A 15489-nucleotide genomic window follows, 5' to 3' on the forward strand; every position below is an offset into this window, starting at 1 on the left:
AGATCGCCACGTGTCATACGACCGTACTACCAGCCGGAGCAGCCGAACAAAGGGCGAACACCCCGACTGTGATCAGAACTCAGAACAGGCCCTAGTCGCCCCCGAGCTCCTCCTCGCCGCCATTTCCCGACGCCTGAAACCGGGCGGTGTCCTGGCCTTCTCCGTCCCTCACCCGGCGCGGGCCGGAAGACATCCATCCACGGACGACCGTCCGCGCGAGGACTACGTCACCATGCCCGACCGCACCCGATTGCCCCTCGCCCGGTGGGAGTTCGACGCTCACCGCTGGGGCGCCCACCTCTCCCGGACCGGCCTGCGCATCACCTCCGCGCTGGAGCTGCGGCACCCGCGCCGCGACCCGTGGCCCACCACCCTCCTGATCACCGCCCGCTAACGCTGACCCCGGAGGCACCGATGCCCCTGCCCTACCTGCTCCTGGACATCGACGGCGTCCTCATACCGCTCCCGGCGGCCGACGGCAGCACCCCGCCCACAGATCACCACCAGCCACCCCAACGGCTACCTCTGGAAACGCGACCACGTCGACCCCTGGCTCGGCAGAGCACCCGCCGTCTGGATCGACGACGGCTTCACCGCCCTCGACCACACCTGGGCCGCCGAACGGACTGCCCGCGGCCACCCCACTCTGCTCCTCCATACGGATCCGTACGTGGGCCTTCAATCGGCCCACCTCGTGACGGTCCGGGAGTGGGCTTCCCTTCAAGGGGTGGCCACGGGATCACCAGAGGCGGTGCAGCAAGGCGGACTCGTCAGGCTCCACCCCCAACCCAGCACGGGAAAAACCAGGGGCCCGACTCCGAAGAGCCGGACCCCATCTGACCTGCATGTTCGCCAGGCCGCCAACGTGGCGTTGTTTCACCCACTCACACGTTGAAGCGGAACTCCACCACAACACGTGTGACCTGCGGAAATACGACGTCATCCCAACACCATCCCAGCACGGGATCCGCGACGAGGTACGAGAAGACTCAGGATCGCCAACGCTACACAGCAGCGCTGGCAAGGGGCCGAGGTCTGTGGGGCTTCTCCGCAACGTCTGCGGCCCGATCGCGCTCCCCAACTCCCGCGCCTCGCCTGCCATCCGCCACTCACAGCGGCCAGGCGGTCAGCAAATCTCCGGGGCCGTAGGTGGCATCGAGCCCCGGACAGTCGACTCCACTGCGCGAGACCGCCACAACTGGAACGGGTTCACCGGTGAGGGCGGCCCGGTGCCGATGGAGAGCGGCCAGGTCATGCCGATCGAAGGGCGACTGCTCCAGCCACTTGATGGAGCCGACGAAGAGCAGCTCCTTGGCAATGGGTGCGCGGTCCGCCCCGACGATATCGATCTCGACGTCGTTGGTGCGGGTCCAGTAGCCGCCCACCGCGGGGGCCGCGGGGAGCCGGTCATCGGGCAGTATCCGCGCGAGCGCCTCGCGGATGAGCGGCTCGATGGCCCGGCCGCGCCAACTGGTCCAGCTCGCCCGGATCCGCGCCAAGGTCAGATCGCCCCGCCCCCGCTCGATCTCCTCCATGGACGGGCCCAGCAGGTGCAGCCAAAACCGCAGGTAGGGATCTGTCACCCGGTAGCGGCGATCCTTCGACGGACGCAGCGATACGGGCAGCTCCGCGGCGACGACCCGCTTGTCCGTGAGCAGCTCCAGCGCTCGCTGCAGCGGCGTGGCCCCGATCCCGCCGGCTGCACGGGCAATGTTGGTGAAGGTCCGCTCGCCACTGCCGATAGCCGCCAGCACCGTACGCGCCTGAGCCTGCGGGGGGAATTCGGCAGCCAGCGAGCGCTCGGCCGACACCAGCAGGGCCGAGACCGGATCGCTCAGCGCCTCACCGAGGAAGTCCCACAGCCCTGCACCCTGTGGCCACTCCGCACAGATCAGCGGCAGCCCGCCGGTGACCAGCGCGGCGTCGAAGGCTTCCGCCGGATCCAGCCCAAGCATCCGCCCCACCTCGGCGGGGTTCAGCGGCCCCAGCACCATCTCCCGGCCGCGCTGATGGAAGGGTCGTCCGTAGCTGTTCAGAGCCTCCATCATCGACAGATCGGAGCCGATGAGGACCAGCAGCACCGGCTTGGTCTGCAGCACGCGGTCCCAGGCCCGCTGCAGCATCCCCTCAAAGGCGCCATCGGTATCCATCAGGTACGGCACCTCGTCGATGACCAGCACGCTCGCCCGGTCGGCGGGCAGCGCCGCGGCCAGCACATCGAACGCGGCGTCCCAGCTCTCCGGCCGAGCGGCGGCCACCAGCCCCGCCAACGGCAGCGTCGATGCTTGGGCGTCCCGGGCCAGCCGCGCCAGATCATCCCTGGGGGACGCACCGGTCGCCGCGTAGAACAAGAACGGGGCTCCGGAGCGCTCCGCAAACCGCTCGACCAGTCGAGACTTGCCCACCCGTCGCCGCCCACGCAACATCACGCACCGCCCGGGTCGCTCCCCGCCAACCCCTGCCGCCACCTTCTGCAGCTCTCGCTCCAACGTCGCCAGCTCCTGGCGACGCCCTACAAAATCCACCACGTCTGGTCGACCTCCGCACATGACACTAACAACGATGTTACTAACATAGAGGTTAGGGATTGCCTTCGTGGTCCTCGGCAGGAGTGTCGACCGAGCCCTGAGACGTGACGACAGCCTGCGCGCCGGTGTGCGCTCAGGGGCGTCGTTTCGAGCAGGCCGCGCGTGCGGATCGTGTACGGGCAGGTGACACCGGAGGCGCTGTACCGGCAGAACCGGTACCCGCACGGAATGATCGAGGCCGTAACCTGGACCAGGCGTTCACTACTTCTCAAGCCGTACCGCCCATCGGAATGACAGGCCCCATGAAGAGTATCGATCACCCCCACTTCGGGCACCTTGAGGTTCCGTCGGTGGATGAGACGGAAGTCATCTGGGAAGGCGCAGCCGCGCTGGGAAGCAGCGAGGTCGAAGTCTGGCTGTGGGCCGACCCCAGTTCCGGGCTGGACGCGGGAGAACTGGATGCGTTCGCGACGCACCTGGCCCATCTGCCGGCTCTGGACACCGCGGCTCGCGCGGCGATCCGTGAGGACCTGCAGCAGGATCGCTACTTCATCGACCACCACGCCGACGAACTCGACGACGTCGAAGTGATCAAGCGCCTCACCCGGGAAGCGAACGGCGAAGCGATCAGCGTCGACGCGTTCACTGCAGCCATGCACCCCGTTCACATCGGCCTGTGGCACCTGATCGGTGAGGCCAAGGCCCGGGTCGTCATGGACTACACGATCGACGCTGCGACCAGTGACGACCTCCTTGCCGTCAAGGTGGCCCGCGACGGGACCGTGGTATCCGTCGACTGGGAAAGCTGACGGCGTCAGCCCTACCTCGGTGGTGGCGCCCCTGCAGCACCACACGGGGCACGGCACATCGATCCTGGGCGCTGAAGACCCGGACCGCGCTGGCGTTCACCTGCCAGGCGATTCGAGTACAGGTCCAACACCGTTGCCAAGTACAGGAATTGGCCGTTGCCGACGGGTAGGTAGGTTATGTCGCCCACGTAGCGGGTGTTCGGCGCGGTGGCGGTGAAGTCGCGCTTGAACAGGTCGGGCACCGGCGTCGCCGAGGGCTCGGGGATCGTGGTGTGGACCTTCTTGCGCAGGTGCAGCCCAACGATGCCGAACTTCCGTATGACGCGTGCCACCCGCTTGCGATTGACCAGCACCCCGGCGTCCTGGAGCTCGGCCGTGACACGCGGAGCCCCGTAGGTGCCGTCCGACTCGGTATGGATCTCAGCGATCTGCTCGGCCACCTCGGCGTCCGCCCGTGCCCGCCCGGCCCGTGCTTCCGCGCCGGCCGCCCACTGGTAGAAACCGGAGCGGGAGACCTCCAGCATCCGGCACAGCCGCTTGACGCCGAAGGCGTCACGGTGATCGTCAACGAACTGGAAGCGGCTCACCAGCTGGTCTCGCCCGCAAAACACTTCGCAGCCCTCCGCAGGATCTCCCGCTCGAGCTCGAGTTCCTTCACCCGCGCCCGCAGCTGCCGGTTCTCCTTCTCCATCGCGCTGGCCTCACCCGCGCCTGGCCGGGCGGCCTGCTCGGCGTCCCGTACCCACGTGCGGAGCGTCTCGTGGTTGACCCCCAAGTCCTTGGCCACCGACGCGTACGTCCCAGCCGGGCTGGAGTGGTACAGCGCGACGGCATCCGCCCGGAACTCAGGCGAGTACTTCGATGTCCCCAACGGGAACTCCTGCTCTTCGGATCTTCACGATCCAATGATCAGGGTGTCCACGATCAAGGGGCAACGCCCGTCGGAGCGTTGTAGTGGCCTTCGAATGCTCGGAGCCGGTCCCCGACCTGGGCGAGGACGTTCGCCTTGCAGATGGCTCGAACTCTGTCACCCAGGCAGGGTCGACTAGGGGTACCCGCAAGGGACGCCCCCAAGGGGCATGAGACTTCCCGGTACCCCAGAGGTACGCCACTGACGCAAGAAGGCCCCTATCCACCGTGTCGCCGATGGTCGACTGAGGAGAGGGAGACCGAACGACGGCGACCCTAAACTGGGTGGATGCGGTACGCGGACGTAGAGAGCAACCTTGAACGCTGCATCGACACGGCAACCTCCGATGGCAAACGAGCTTTGACAGTGCATGCAGTCCAGAGGCTCACACAGCTGGATGGGGTCGACGAGGTTGCCGCTGACGAATTCACGCCCGAGGCCCTTGATGCATTCCATGCAGCGTGTGCCAACCCCGTGAGCGCAGACGCGCAGACGCTCACCACCTGGCTGGACATTCTCGAAGAGGGCACGCTGTCGAACGGCGACATGGACCCATTCGTGCTCTGGGCACTCACAGCGTTGGATGCATGGCGGGACTACCAGCAGGACGAGGACTCCTCGTCGGTGTTCACGGTGGCGCACACGCTGCTCGAGGTCGTCGACTTCGAGATGGGCGGCGCGGACCTGGACGACTTCCTCGCGGACCCTCGCATGTCCGCACAGTTCGACGAGATCCAGTCGCTGCTCGCCTCGCCTCTCTCGCAGTGATTCGCTCCCGGTGACACTCGTGCGCGCCGCGGCCCGGCGCGTCCACAACCATGGGCTTTTGCGATACCCGGTCCATGGTAGCCGGCATTCTCCACTACGCGACCGAAGGCGATCACGCGGATCTGCTCGACTACCTCGGCGAGCCAGGCGTGGCGCTCCGCTCTCCGGCGTCCGTGCTTGTGCTGACCTCGGATCGCGACGACTGGTCGAAACTGTGCGGTGACCGCGTACAGATCAAGGAAGTCTGAGTTTGGCGGTCGGCGGCGTGGTCGAGTCCGCAGCGACAGGAGCGGCGGCCGCGGCTTTCGGAGCCGACGCTCGTGAACTGAAACTCGTCCCTTCGGATGCCAAGTCGACCATCCAGCAGGGCCGCTGTATGGGGCGCCCGTCACGGCTGGAAGTCACCCTGCGACCGTGCGACGACCACATCCTCGTCTCCGGCACCGCAGTCCTCATCTGACCGGCCCCACGGGCAGTGGCGGAGGCTCTGGCATCACCCCCTCGGCGCGAACCGAAGTACGCGCCCGGGGTGGTGCCGGTGTCGGCCAGGAACAGCCTGGCGACTGTGCGCCCGGAGGTGCCCACCCAGCGCCCCCACGCATCCACCGCGAGCGCACAGGCCAGATCGTCGAGCAGCTCCCGGGCGACCCGGCGGGCGCGCGGGTCAGTGGGGAGCGGAGCCTCGAGATGGCCGGAGTCCCGAACGACAACCTGCGCAGCATCCTCGCCACCGACGCCCCGCTGGTGCGCGCCATCCCGCTGCCTTCCGTGCGCGAACGCCGCTCCGTCAACGCCGCTCCGTCACCGTGCCGTACCGCATCGAACCCGGCCGTCGACGCCTTCTTCGAGCAGCTCGGCGGGGCACTGCCGGTCGCGGACGAGGCGGCCTTCGGCGTCTTCTCCGCACTGACCGGGACACTCAATCCCAGCACGGTAGGGCTGACCAGGGATGATGACAGGTGACGAGGGGTCAGCCATCCCGGCACCACCCCAGCACGGGAAACAACTAGGGGCCCAACCCCGAAAGGCCGGACCCCTTCTGACCTGCGTGCTTGCTAGATCAGCGACGTGGTGATACGTCAGCCGCTACACGTTGAAGCGGAACTCCACCACGTCCCCGTCCTGCATCACATAGTCCTTGCCCTCCATGCGGGCCTTGCCCTTGGCGCGGGCCTCGGCGACCGAGCCGGTTTCGATCAGGTCCTCGTAGGAGATGATCTCCGCCTTGATGAAGCCCTTCTGGAAGTCGGTGTGGATCACACCGGCCGCCTCGGGGGCCGTGGCGCCCTTCTTGATCGTCCAGGCTCGGGCTTCCTTCGGACCCGCCGTGAGGTAGGTCTGCAGGCCCAGGGTGTCGAAGCCGACGCGGCCGAGGGTGGCCAGGCCGGGCTCTTCCTGGCCCATGGACTGGAGGAGTTCGAGGGCCTCGTCGTCGTCGAGCTCGATCAGCTCGGACTCGATCTTGGCGTTGAGGAAGATCGCCTCGGCGGGGGCGACCAGGGCGCGCTGCTCGTTCTTGAAGTCCTCGTCGACCAGCTCGTCCTCGTCGACGTTGAAGACGTAGAGGAAGGGCTTGGTGGTCAGGAGGTGCAGCTCGTGGAGGAGCTTGCCCTTCTCGGTGCCCGCGGTGATGCCCGCGGCGAAGAGGGTCTGGCCCGACTCGAGGATCTTCTGGGCCTCCTCGACCGCGGCGAGGACCGCGACCTTCTCCTTCTGGAGGCGGGACTCCTTGGTGAGGCGCGGGACGGCCTTCTCGACGGACTGGAGGTCGGCGAGGATCAGCTCGGTGTTGATCGTCTCGATGTCGTCCTTGGGCGAGACCTTGCCGTCGACGTGGACGACGTTCTCGTCCTTGAAAGCACGGATGACCTGGCAGATCGCATCGGACTCGCGGATGTTCGCGAGGAACTTGTTGCCCAGGCCCTCGCCCTCCGAAGCGCCTCGGACGATGCCGGCGATGTCGACGAAGTCCACGGTCGCCGGGAGCAGCCGCTGGGAGCCGAAGATCTCGGCCAGCTTGTTCAGGCGGGCGTCCGGGACGCCGACGACGCCCACGTTCGGCTCGATCGTGGCGAACGGGTAGTTGGCCGCCAGCACGTCGTTCTTGGTCAGGGCGTTGAACAGGGTCGACTTGCCGACATTCGGCAGGCCGACGATTCCGATCGTGAGCGACACGTTGGCGACTTCCTGAGGAGTGAGGAGGTGGGCGGGAACGCTGCGGGCCCGGGTGGGCCGATTCTCCAGTTTACGGGCGGGGGCGACCGGGTACCCACGGGTCCGGTCGGGTGCCGATCCGGTTCCCGTTCGGCCGTGTGGCATCGAACTCATCCCCTAGGTCGCCCAAAGGGCGTGTCCCGCACCTGTTTCCTCCTGCCCGGCGACCTACGTTGTCCCGGTGGAGCAGCACAGGACACGTCCCCCGCAGCGCAGGCAGTCTCGCCAGGCCCCGCTGTCCCCGCAGGGCACCATCGAGGAGACCGCGACCGTCTACCGGGTGGTGAGCCCGCCGGAAGGCCGCTCCCGTCCGGTGCCGCCCGTCGTGCTCGCGCTGCGCAGGCTGCCCAATCCCCGACTGACCGGTATCGGGGCCGGGCTCTTCGCCGCCGCCACCATGTTCGTGCTGGCCTGCCTCGACCTGCTGGTCCTCGACGGTTCGGCGGTGGTGTTCGGTGTGCTGTTCCTGCCGGTCTGCGCGCTGACCGCGCTGTGGGTGCGGCCCGCGGACCTGGTGACCGCGCCGATCATCGTGCCGATCGCGTTCGCCATCGGTGTCATCCCGATCGCCGGTGGTACGGGCGGCTTCGGCGGCCAGACCATGGCGGTCGTCACCGCGCTCGCCGTGCACGCCGGGTGGCTGTACGGCGGGACGCTCATCGCCGGGCTCATCGCGACCGTACGCAAGGTACGGCTGATGCGGCAGCGGCAGCGCCGCACGCTGCTCGCCGCACAGGCGGCGCGCGCCTCGCAGGGACCGCGCCGCCCGCAGCGGTGAACGAGGCCGCAGGACACCACTGGCCGCAGGGCATCACGGGTCGCAGCATCGCAGGCCGTAGGGGGCATCACGGGCCGCTAGTGGCCTGCGGCCGCCATCGCCGCGCCCACGATGCCCGCGTTGTTCTGCAGCTCCGCCGGCACCATCTCGGCCCGTACGTGCTCGATCAGGGGCAGGAACTTGTCGGCCTTGCGGCTGACCCCGCCGCCGATGATGAAGAGCTCGGGCGAGAACAGCATCTCCACATGGGCCAGGTACTTCTGCACCCGGTGCGCCCAGTGGTGCCAGCTCAGGTCCTCGTCCTCCTTGGCCTTGGTGGAGGCGTGCTTCTCCGCGTCGTGGCCGTTCAGCTCCAGATGGCCCAGCTCGGTGTTGGGGACGAGCCGGCCGTCGACGAAGAGGGCGCTGCCGATCCCCGTACCGAGCGTCAGCACGATCACGGTCCCCTTGCGGCCCCGGCCCGCGCCGAACGTCATCTCCGCGACGCCGGCCGCGTCCGCGTCGTTCAGCACGGTGACGGGGAGGTTCAGCCGGTCACCGATCAGTCCGCGGGCGTCGGTGTCGATCCAGCCCTTGTCGACATTGGCCGCGGTACGGGTGACACCGCCGGTGACGACGCCCGGGAAGGTGACGCCCACCGGGCCCGACCAGTCGAAATGGCCGACGACCTCGGCCACGCACTCGACCACGTCCTTGGGCGTGGCCGGGTGCGGTGTCAGTACTTTGTGGCGCTCCTGCGCCAGGTCTCCGCGGTCCAGGTCCACGGGAGCGCCCTTGATCCCGGATCCGCCGATGTCCACGCCGAAGATCTGCATGCTGTCCACGGTACGGGCAGGCGGCCCGGCCCACTTCCTGGAACGCCCCGATGCCCGGGGGCTACTTCTCCGAGAGCGCGGCGGCCTCGGCGCGCAGATCGCGGCGGAGCTCCTTGGGCAGCGAGAAGGTGATGGACTCCTCGGCCGCCTTCACGATCTCCACGTCCTCGAAGCCGCGCTCGGACAGCCAGGCCAGGACGCCGTCGACCAGCACCTCGGGAACCGACGCGCCGGAGGTGACGCCGACCGTGGAGACACCCTCCAGCCAGGCCTCGTCGATCTCCTCGGCGAAGTCGACCAGATGGGCGTCGTTCGCACCGGCGCCGAGGGCGACCTCGACCAGGCGGACCGAGTTGGAGGAGTTCTTGGAACCGACGACGATCACGAGGTCGGCGTCCGCGCCCATCTGCTTCACCGCGATCTGGCGGTTCTGCGTGGCGTAGCAGATGTCGTCGCTGGGCGGCGAGATCAGGAGCGGGAACTTCTCCTTGAGCGCGCCGACCGTCTCCATCGTCTCGTCGACGGAAAGCGTGGTCTGGGAGAGCCAGACGACCTTGGACGGGTCGCGGACCTCGACACCGGCGACGTCCTCGGGGCCGTCGACCAGCGTGATGTGGTCGGGGGCCTCGCCGGAGGTGCCGATGACCTCCTCGTGGCCCTCGTGGCCGATCAGGAGGATGTCGAAGTCGTCCTGCGCGAAGCGGACGGCTTCCTTGTGGACCTTGGTGACCAGGGGGCAGGTCGCGTCGATCGTGGCGAGCTTCCGCTCGGCCGCCTCCTCGTGCACGGTCGGCGCGACGCCGTGCGCGGAGAACATCACGATCGAGCCCTCGGGGACCTCCGCTGTCTCCTCGACGAAGATCGCGCCCTTCTTCTCCAGGGTCTGTACGACGTACTTGTTGTGAACGATCTCGTGGCGCACATACACCGGGGAGCCGTACTGCTCCAGGGCTTTCTCCACGGCGATCACGGCACGGTCCACGCCCGCGCAGTAGCCACGGGGAGCGGCGAGCAGGACGCGGCGAGGTGTCGTAGCAGTCATGCGACCCATCGTAAGGCCGAGTCGAACGCGCGGAAGATCGGCCGGGTGGCGAGACTGATCCGTACGCGACCCAGGGAGGGCTCATGTCGGAGAGCGGCAGCGGCGGCAGCGGCGGCAGCAAGGGCGGGGCCGCGGGGGCGGAGGGGGCGCACCAGGAGGGCGGCAGGCTGCGGCGGACGCTCGGCTTCCGGGATCTGGTGGTCTACGGGCTCCTGTTCATCGCGCCGATGGCGCCCGTCGGTGTGTTCGGCACGCTCGACGCGAAGTCCGACGGCGCCGTCGCACTGGTCTATGTCGCGGCGACGGTGGTGATGGCGTTCACGGCGTTCAGCTACGCGCAGATGGTGCGGGTCGCCCCGTTGGCGGGTTCGGTCTTCGCGTACGCGCGCAAGGGGCTCGGGGAGGGGCCGGGGTTCATCGCCGGGTGGATGGCGATGCTCGACTATCTGCTGATCCCGGCGGTCGCGTATCTCTTCTCCGGGATCGCGCTGAACGCGCTGGTGCCGTCGGTGTCGCAGTGGGTGTGGACGGCACTCGCCGTCGTGGTCACCACGCTGCTCAACCTCTGGGGCGTGCGGGCCGCCGCCCGGGTCGGCTTCGCGGTGCTCGCGATGGAGATCGTGGTGCTGCTGGTGTTCCTGGTGTCGGCGGTGGTGGTTCTCGTACGGGACGGGGCGCAGCGCGGCTGGCTGACTCCGCTCACCGGTGATTCCGGCTTCTCCGCGACGGCGGTGCTGGGGGCGGTGTCGGTGGCCGTGCTGTCGTATCTGGGCTTCGACGCGATCGCCTCGTTCGCGGAGGAGGTGACCGGGGGCTCGGCGAAGGTGGCGCGGGCGCTGCTGTTCTGTCTGGTGCTCGCGGGTGTGCTGTTCGTGGCGCAGGCGTATCTGGCGGCGCTGCTCGAACCGATGCCGTCGGCGGAGCTGGCCGCCGATCCGGCCGCGCAGGGGTCGGCGTTCTACGACACGGTGGACTCGGCGGTCGGGAGCTGGCTGCACGACCTGGTGGCGGTGAGCAAGGCGATCGGGGCGGCCTTCGCGGCGCTGGCCGGGCAGGCGGCCGCGGGACGGCTGCTCTTCGCGATGGCCAGGGAACGGCGGCTGCCCTCGGTGCTCGCCCGGGTCGACCCGCGGTCCGGGGTGCCGCGGCTCGCGATTCTGCTGGCCGCGACGGTGACGCTGGTCGCCGCGGTGTGGGCGGCCCGGCGGGCCGACGGTCTCGACCATCTGGTGTCGGTCGTCGACATGGGCGCGCTGACGGCCTTCGTGCTGCTGCACGCGTCGGTGGTCGGCTGGTTCGCCGTGCGCCGGATGGAGGGGCCGCCGAGCTGGTGGCGGCATGTGCTGGTGCCGGTGGTGGGTGCGGGGGTGCTGATCGCGGTGATCGTGGAGGCGACCCGGAGCGCCCAGGTGGTGGGGGTGTGCTGGTTCGGTGTGGGGCTGGTGGTGCTGGCGTTGCAGTGGGGGCGGCGTACGGCCTGAGCCGGGGCGGGGCGGGGCGGAAGGGACAGTCGGGGCGGTCGGGGCGTGCCGGACCATTCGAAACGCGTCCTGGTCGGCGCGGGCGGCGGCGTACGGCCCGAGCCGGGAGTGGCCGGGCCGGAGCGGCCTTCGTCGTGGCCGCCCGATTGTCGGTGGGGGCGGATACGCTCGCTCGCATGGCTCTCCAAACGTCCGCGGAAGCTCCGCTGCCCGTAGGTGATGTGTCGCGGCTCATCGGGGGCTGGATCGACCGGCTCGGGGCGGTCTGGGTCGAGGGGCAGATCACTCAGCTGTCGCGGCGGCCGGGCGCCGGGGTGGTGTTCCTGACGCTGCGCGACCCGTCGCAGGACATCTCGGTGAGCGTGACGTGCTTCCGGCAGGTCTTCGACCGGATCGCGGATGTGGTGACGGAGGGGGCGCGGGTCGTCGTCCTGGCCAAGCCCGAGTGGTACGCGCCGCGCGGCCAGCTGTCCCTGCGGGCCACGGAGATACGGCCGGTCGGCATCGGCGAGCTGCTGGTCCGCCTGGAACAGCTGAAGAAGTCGCTGGCCTCGGAGGGGCTCTTCGCGCTCGACCGGAAGAAGCCGCTGCCGTTCCTGCCGCAGCTGATCGGGCTGGTCTGCGGGCGGGCGTCGGCGGCCGAGCGCGATGTGCTGGAGAACGCCCGGCGGCGGTGGCCCGCGGTCCGCTTCGAGGTGCGCAACGCGGCGGTGCAGGGCGTCCACGCGGTGAATCAGGTGGTCCAGGCGGTGAAGGAGCTGGACGATCTGCCGGATGTCGACGTGATCGTCGTGGCGCGGGGCGGCGGCAGCGTGGAGGACCTGCTGCCGTTCTCGGACGAGCAGCTGATCCGCACGGTGGCCGGGTGCCGTACGCCGGTGGTGTCGGCGATCGGTCATGAGCCGGACTCCCCGCTGCTCGACCTGGTCGCGGACCTGCGCGCCTCCACACCGACGGATGCGGCGAAGAAGATCGTGCCGGACGTGGGCGAGGAGCTGGACCGGGTGCGGCAGCTGCGCGACCGTGCCCTGCGGTCGGTACGGGGGCTGCTGGACCGCGAGGAGCGGGGGCTGGCGCACGCCCTGGGCCGGCCGTCGATGGAGCACCCCCAGCGGATGGTGGACGAGCGCGCGTCGGAGATCGACGCGCTGATCGGGCGGAGCCGGCGGGTGCTGGGTCATCTGCTGGACCGGGCGGATTCGGAGCTCGCCCACACCCGGGCGCGGGTGGTCGCGTTGTCGCCGGCGGCGACGCTGGAGCGCGGCTACGCGGTGCTGCAGCGGGCCGACGGCCATGTCGTGCGGGCTCCCGAGGATGCGGGGGAGCCGGGCGATGTGCTCCGGGCGCGGGTCTCGGGCGGCGAGTTCGCCGTGCGGGTGGGCGAGTGACCGCCCCCGGTGGCGGGGCGGGCGGGCCCGGAGGCGCACCGGCACGTGCCGAAGGTGCGCCCGCAGGTACGGACGGACGAGATCACAGGCTCCCGGTGGGCCGGAACGTAGGGTGGGGCGCATGACGGACGACGCGACTACGACGGCTGGTGCCACGGGCACGCTCGGCTACGAGCAGGCCCGCGACGAGCTGATCGAGGTGGTGCGCCGCCTGGAGGCGGGCGGTACGACGCTTGAGGAGTCGCTCGCGCTCTGGGAGCGGGGCGAGGAGCTGGCAAAGGTCTGCCGGCACTGGCTGGAAGGCGCGCGCGCCCGGCTGGACGCGGCCCTGGCGGGTCCGGCCGACTCCCAGGAGAGCGGTGGCACGGCAGCCGACAACGGCTGAGCCCGCTGTGGAACGAGTCACCCCGTTCCAGTTTTAGTTGAAAGTTAACCTACCTCTCGGTTACCGTGGTCCGCGTTGCTCGATCCACGTGTACGTCCGGAAGGTAATACGCACGATGTCCCTCGCTCTTGACCCCGCCGCCCAGGACCTCCTTTTCCGTGAGGCCCGCACCGCCAACACCTTCTCCGACGAGCCGGTGACCGAGGAGCAGGTCCAGGCGATCTACGACCTGGTCAAGTACGGGCCCACCGCGTTCAACCAGTCGCCGCTGCGCGTCGTCCTGGTCCGCTCCGACGACGCCCGCGCGCGCCTCGTCAAGCACATGGCCGAGGGCAACCAGCCGAAGACCTCGACCGCCCCGCTGGTCGCCATCCTGGTCGCCGACAACGAGTTCCACGAGGAGCTCCCGGCCCTGATGCCGCACTTCCCGCAGGCCAAGGACGCGTTCTTCTCCGAGCGCCCGGTCCGCGAGTCGTCCGCCGCGCTCAACGGCGCCCTGCAGGCCGCCTACTTCATCATCGGCGTCCGCGCCGCCGGCCTGGCCGCCGGCCCGATGACCGGCTACGACGCCGCGGGCATCGAGAAGGAGTTCCTGGACGGCGACCACAAGGTGCTGATGGTCGTCAACATCGGCAAGCCGGGCGAGGACGCCTGGTTCCCGCGCCTGCCGCGTCTCGCCTACGACGAGGTCGTCACGACCGTCTGACCGGCGCCACGCGTATGCGGAAGGCCCTGGAGCACTCGGTGCTCCAGGGCCTTCTCCGTGCCTCCCGGCGACGTCAGGACGTCTTGAGCGCGGCGGCCATCTCCGCCAGCCGTTCCGGCGAGGCGGAGCCCGTGACCACCGTGGTCGAGCCCTTGTCGTGGCGCACGAGGGCGTCGTACTTCGAGCCCGCCCAGTGCTGCCAGGTCTCGCCCGCGACCTGCTGCGTACGCCCGGTGTTCTTGGCGTCCTGGCTGACCTCGGTCACGTACTTCTTCGCCGGGGACGTGGACTGCTCCACCGCGACGTACTTGCCCTCCGGGTCGAGGAAGCCCAGGTGCCAGCTGTTGCCCGCCTTGCGGTCGTAGCTGACCGAGGTCGGCTTCCACTTCTCGGTCAGTCCGTCCGGGGCGACCACGGGGTACGGCGCCGCGCGCCGCGCCGTCAGGAGCTCCACCCGGTAGTCGACCGCCTTGACCGGGTTGGCGTTCTCGTCGTGCGGAACGAAGATGTAAACAACCCCTGCCGCAGCGGAGATGACCGCCATCGACAGGAACATGTCCCGCACTGTCTGCTTGCCTCGCTTGCTAGCCACGGGTCCATGGTCGCACTAGGCCCGATGGGCCCGACCCGGGGGCAGCCGCTCATAAGTGACCCGGTCTGCTCATTTTGTCGACCTGACGATAGAGTCGCAGCACCCTCTTCCGGTCGTCGCCGTACAGAAAGGTGCGCTCCGATGTCCGAGCATCATCTGCCGTCTCAGCTCGAGGTCTCCCCCGAGGCCCCCGACCGCAACCTCGCCCTGGAGCTGGTCCGGGTCACCGAGGCCGCCGCCATGGCAGCCGGGCGCTGGGTGGGCCGCGGCGACAAGATCGGCGCCGACGGCGCCGCCGTGAAGGCCATGCGGACCCTCGTCTCCACCGTCTCGATGAACGGCATCGTCGTCATCGGCGAGGGCGAGAAGGACGAAGCCCCCATGCTGTTCAACGGCGAGCGCGTCGGCGACGGCACCGGCCCCGAGGTCGACATCGCCGTGGACCCGATCGACGGCACGACCCTGAACGCCAAGGGCATGCCGAACGCAATCGCCGTACTGGCCGCCGCGGACCGCGGCGCCATGTTCGACCCGTCGGCCGTCTTCTACATGGACAAGCTGGTCACCGGCCCCGAGGCCGCCGACTTCGTCGACATCAACGCCCCCGTCTCGGTGAACATCCGCCGTGTCGCGAAGGCGAAGAACTCCGCCCCCGAGGACGTCACCGTCGTCATCCTCGACCGCCCGCGCCACGAGGGCATCGTCAAGGAGATCCGCGAGACCGGCGCCCGGATCAAGTTCATCTCCGACGGCGATGTCGCGGGCTCCATCATGGCCGCCCGCGAAGGGACCGGCGTCGACCTGCTGATGGGCATCGGCGGCACCCCCGAGGGCATCATCTCGGCCTGCGCCATAAAGTGCCTCGGCGGCGTCATCCAGGGCAAGCTCTGGCCCAAGGACGAGGCCGAGCGGCAGCGCGCGCTGGACGCCGGGCACGACCTGGACCGGGTGCTGTCCACCGACGACCTGGTCAGCGGCGACAACGTGTTCTTCGTCGCGACCGGCATCACGGACGGTGAGCTGATGCGCGGCGTGCGGTACCGCGCGGAGACGGCGACCACCGAGTCGATCGT

15 protein-coding genes and 4 pseudogenes are annotated in these 15489 nt (G+C 69.3%); 13 read left to right on the forward strand and 6 right to left on the reverse strand.

The features are described 5' to 3' along the window. Positions 1-91 precede the first annotated feature (91 nt). Both ACFVX4_RS39900 and ACFVX4_RS39905 read left to right on the forward strand, forming a co-directional pair. Positions 92-394, forward strand: a pseudogene (locus ACFVX4_RS39900) (SAM-dependent methyltransferase); the annotation flags it as partial. Positions 395-484: 90 nt separating this feature from the next. Continuing rightward, positions 485-718: pseudogene (locus ACFVX4_RS39905) on the forward strand (hypothetical protein); the annotation flags it as partial. A 391-nt stretch (positions 719-1109) separates the two neighbouring features. Here the strand turns inward: ACFVX4_RS39905 and ACFVX4_RS39910 are convergent. Continuing rightward, entirely contained in the window at positions 1110-2528 is a 1419-nt protein-coding gene (locus ACFVX4_RS39910) for an ATP-binding protein (RefSeq protein WP_389987759.1), read from the reverse strand. A gap of 302 nt (positions 2529-2830) precedes the next feature. Here ACFVX4_RS39910 and ACFVX4_RS39915 point away from each other — a divergent pair, with 302 nt between their 5' ends. Further along, complete coding sequence (locus tag ACFVX4_RS39915) at positions 2831-3337, forward strand: DUF2004 domain-containing protein (protein ID WP_389987762.1); 507 nt, start codon at positions 2831-2833, stop codon at positions 3335-3337. 26 nt (positions 3338-3363) lie between these two features. Here ACFVX4_RS39915 and ACFVX4_RS39920 read toward each other — a convergent pair. Next, positions 3364-4208, reverse strand: a pseudogene (locus ACFVX4_RS39920) (IS3 family transposase); the annotation flags it as partial. 327 nt (positions 4209-4535) lie between these two features. Between ACFVX4_RS39920 and ACFVX4_RS39925 the strand changes: the two are divergent. From ACFVX4_RS39925 to ACFVX4_RS39940, 4 genes and pseudogenes are all read left to right on the forward strand, one after another. Next, positions 4536-5015, forward strand: a complete 480-nt coding sequence (locus ACFVX4_RS39925) for a hypothetical protein (protein ID WP_389987765.1) — start codon at positions 4536-4538, stop codon at positions 5013-5015. Between the two features lie 149 nt (positions 5016-5164). Then, positions 5165-5263, forward strand: a pseudogene (locus ACFVX4_RS39930) (DNA-binding protein); the annotation flags it as partial. Positions 5264-5265: 2 nt separating this feature from the next. Next, entirely contained in the window at positions 5266-5475 is a 210-nt protein-coding gene (locus ACFVX4_RS39935) for a PhzF family phenazine biosynthesis protein (RefSeq protein ID WP_389987767.1), read from the forward strand. Between the two features lie 227 nt (positions 5476-5702). Then, on the forward strand, positions 5703-5978 hold the full coding sequence (locus tag ACFVX4_RS39940; protein WP_389987770.1) for a hypothetical protein: 276 nt from the start codon (positions 5703-5705) through the stop codon (positions 5976-5978). Between the two features lie 123 nt (positions 5979-6101). Here the strand turns inward: ACFVX4_RS39940 and ychF are convergent, their stop codons facing one another. Then, positions 6102-7190 carry a redox-regulated ATPase YchF gene (gene ychF / locus ACFVX4_RS39945; RefSeq protein WP_383205985.1) on the reverse strand — a complete coding sequence of 363 codons (1089 nt, stop codon included), beginning with the start codon at positions 7188-7190 and terminating at the stop codon, positions 6102-6104. A gap of 220 nt (positions 7191-7410) precedes the next feature. Between ychF and ACFVX4_RS39950 the strand changes: the two genes are divergently transcribed. Beyond that, positions 7411-8007, forward strand: a complete 597-nt coding sequence (locus ACFVX4_RS39950; RefSeq protein ID WP_389987773.1) for a DUF6542 domain-containing protein — start codon at positions 7411-7413, stop codon at positions 8005-8007. 77 nt (positions 8008-8084) lie between these two features. Here ACFVX4_RS39950 and ppgK read toward each other — a convergent pair whose 3' ends face one another. Together ppgK and ACFVX4_RS39960 are read right to left on the reverse strand one after the other, a co-directional pair. Continuing rightward, complete coding sequence (ppgK, locus tag ACFVX4_RS39955; RefSeq protein WP_389987776.1) at positions 8085-8822, reverse strand: polyphosphate--glucose phosphotransferase; 738 nt, start codon at positions 8820-8822, stop codon at positions 8085-8087. Between the two features lie 61 nt (positions 8823-8883). Next, on the reverse strand, positions 8884-9873 hold the full coding sequence (locus ACFVX4_RS39960; RefSeq protein ID WP_266414826.1) for a 4-hydroxy-3-methylbut-2-enyl diphosphate reductase: 990 nt from the start codon (positions 9871-9873) through the stop codon (positions 8884-8886). 74 nt (positions 9874-9947) lie between these two features. Here ACFVX4_RS39960 and ACFVX4_RS39965 point away from each other — a divergent pair, with 74 nt between their 5' ends. From ACFVX4_RS39965 to ACFVX4_RS39980, 4 genes are all read left to right on the forward strand, one after another. After that, positions 9948-11345 (forward strand): APC family permease, encoded by a 1398-nt coding sequence (locus tag ACFVX4_RS39965; protein ID WP_389987779.1) that lies wholly within the window; start codon positions 9948-9950, stop codon positions 11343-11345. 176 nt (positions 11346-11521) lie between these two features. Further along, entirely contained in the window at positions 11522-12733 is a 1212-nt protein-coding gene (gene xseA, locus ACFVX4_RS39970) for an exodeoxyribonuclease VII large subunit (RefSeq protein WP_389987782.1), read from the forward strand. Positions 12734-12854: 121 nt separating this feature from the next. Continuing rightward, entirely contained in the window at positions 12855-13118 is a 264-nt protein-coding gene (locus ACFVX4_RS39975) for an exodeoxyribonuclease VII small subunit (RefSeq protein ID WP_385339563.1), read from the forward strand. Between the two features lie 115 nt (positions 13119-13233). Further along, complete coding sequence (locus tag ACFVX4_RS39980) at positions 13234-13824, forward strand: malonic semialdehyde reductase (protein ID WP_389987785.1); 591 nt, start codon at positions 13234-13236, stop codon at positions 13822-13824. 73 nt (positions 13825-13897) lie between these two features. Here ACFVX4_RS39980 and ACFVX4_RS39985 read toward each other — a convergent pair whose 3' ends face one another. Then, the gene (locus ACFVX4_RS39985) at positions 13898-14416 is read right to left on the reverse strand and encodes a DUF4245 domain-containing protein (protein WP_389987788.1); all 519 of its coding nucleotides are present in this window, start codon (positions 14414-14416) and stop codon (positions 13898-13900) included. Between the two features lie 141 nt (positions 14417-14557). On the opposite strand from ACFVX4_RS39985, the gene glpX reads away from it, so the two are divergent. Next, positions 14558-15489 (forward strand): class II fructose-bisphosphatase (glpX, locus tag ACFVX4_RS39990; protein ID WP_389987791.1); only part of this gene is annotated, 932 nt, incomplete at its 3' end.

This window comes from Streptomyces sp. NPDC058240 (genome assembly GCF_042882135.1).
GTDB lineage: Bacteria > Actinomycetota > Actinomycetes > Streptomycetales > Streptomycetaceae > Streptomyces.

Bases quoted from the DNA above. Each gene is read 5' to 3' on its own strand.
- ppgK (WP_389987776.1), bottom strand. From the start codon at position 8,822: ATGCAGATCTTCGGCGTGGACATCGGCGGATCCGGGATCAAGGGCGCT.
- ACFVX4_RS39940 (WP_389987770.1), top strand. From the start codon at position 5,703: ATGGCCGGAGTCCCGAACGACAACCTGCGCAGCATCCTCGCCACCGAC.
- ACFVX4_RS39915 (WP_389987762.1), top strand. From the start codon at position 2,831: ATGAAGAGTATCGATCACCCCCACTTCGGGCACCTTGAGGTTCCGTCG.
- ACFVX4_RS39965 (WP_389987779.1), top strand. From the start codon at position 9,948: ATGTCGGAGAGCGGCAGCGGCGGCAGCGGCGGCAGCAAGGGCGGGGCC.
- xseA (WP_389987782.1), top strand. From the start codon at position 11,522: ATGGCTCTCCAAACGTCCGCGGAAGCTCCGCTGCCCGTAGGTGATGTG.
- ACFVX4_RS39980 (WP_389987785.1), top strand. From the start codon at position 13,234: ATGTCCCTCGCTCTTGACCCCGCCGCCCAGGACCTCCTTTTCCGTGAG.
- ACFVX4_RS39925 (WP_389987765.1), top strand. From the start codon at position 4,536: ATGCGGTACGCGGACGTAGAGAGCAACCTTGAACGCTGCATCGACACG.
- ACFVX4_RS39960 (WP_266414826.1), bottom strand. From the start codon at position 9,873: ATGGGTCGCATGACTGCTACGACACCTCGCCGCGTCCTGCTCGCCGCT.
- ACFVX4_RS39975 (WP_385339563.1), top strand. From the start codon at position 12,855: ATGACGGACGACGCGACTACGACGGCTGGTGCCACGGGCACGCTCGGC.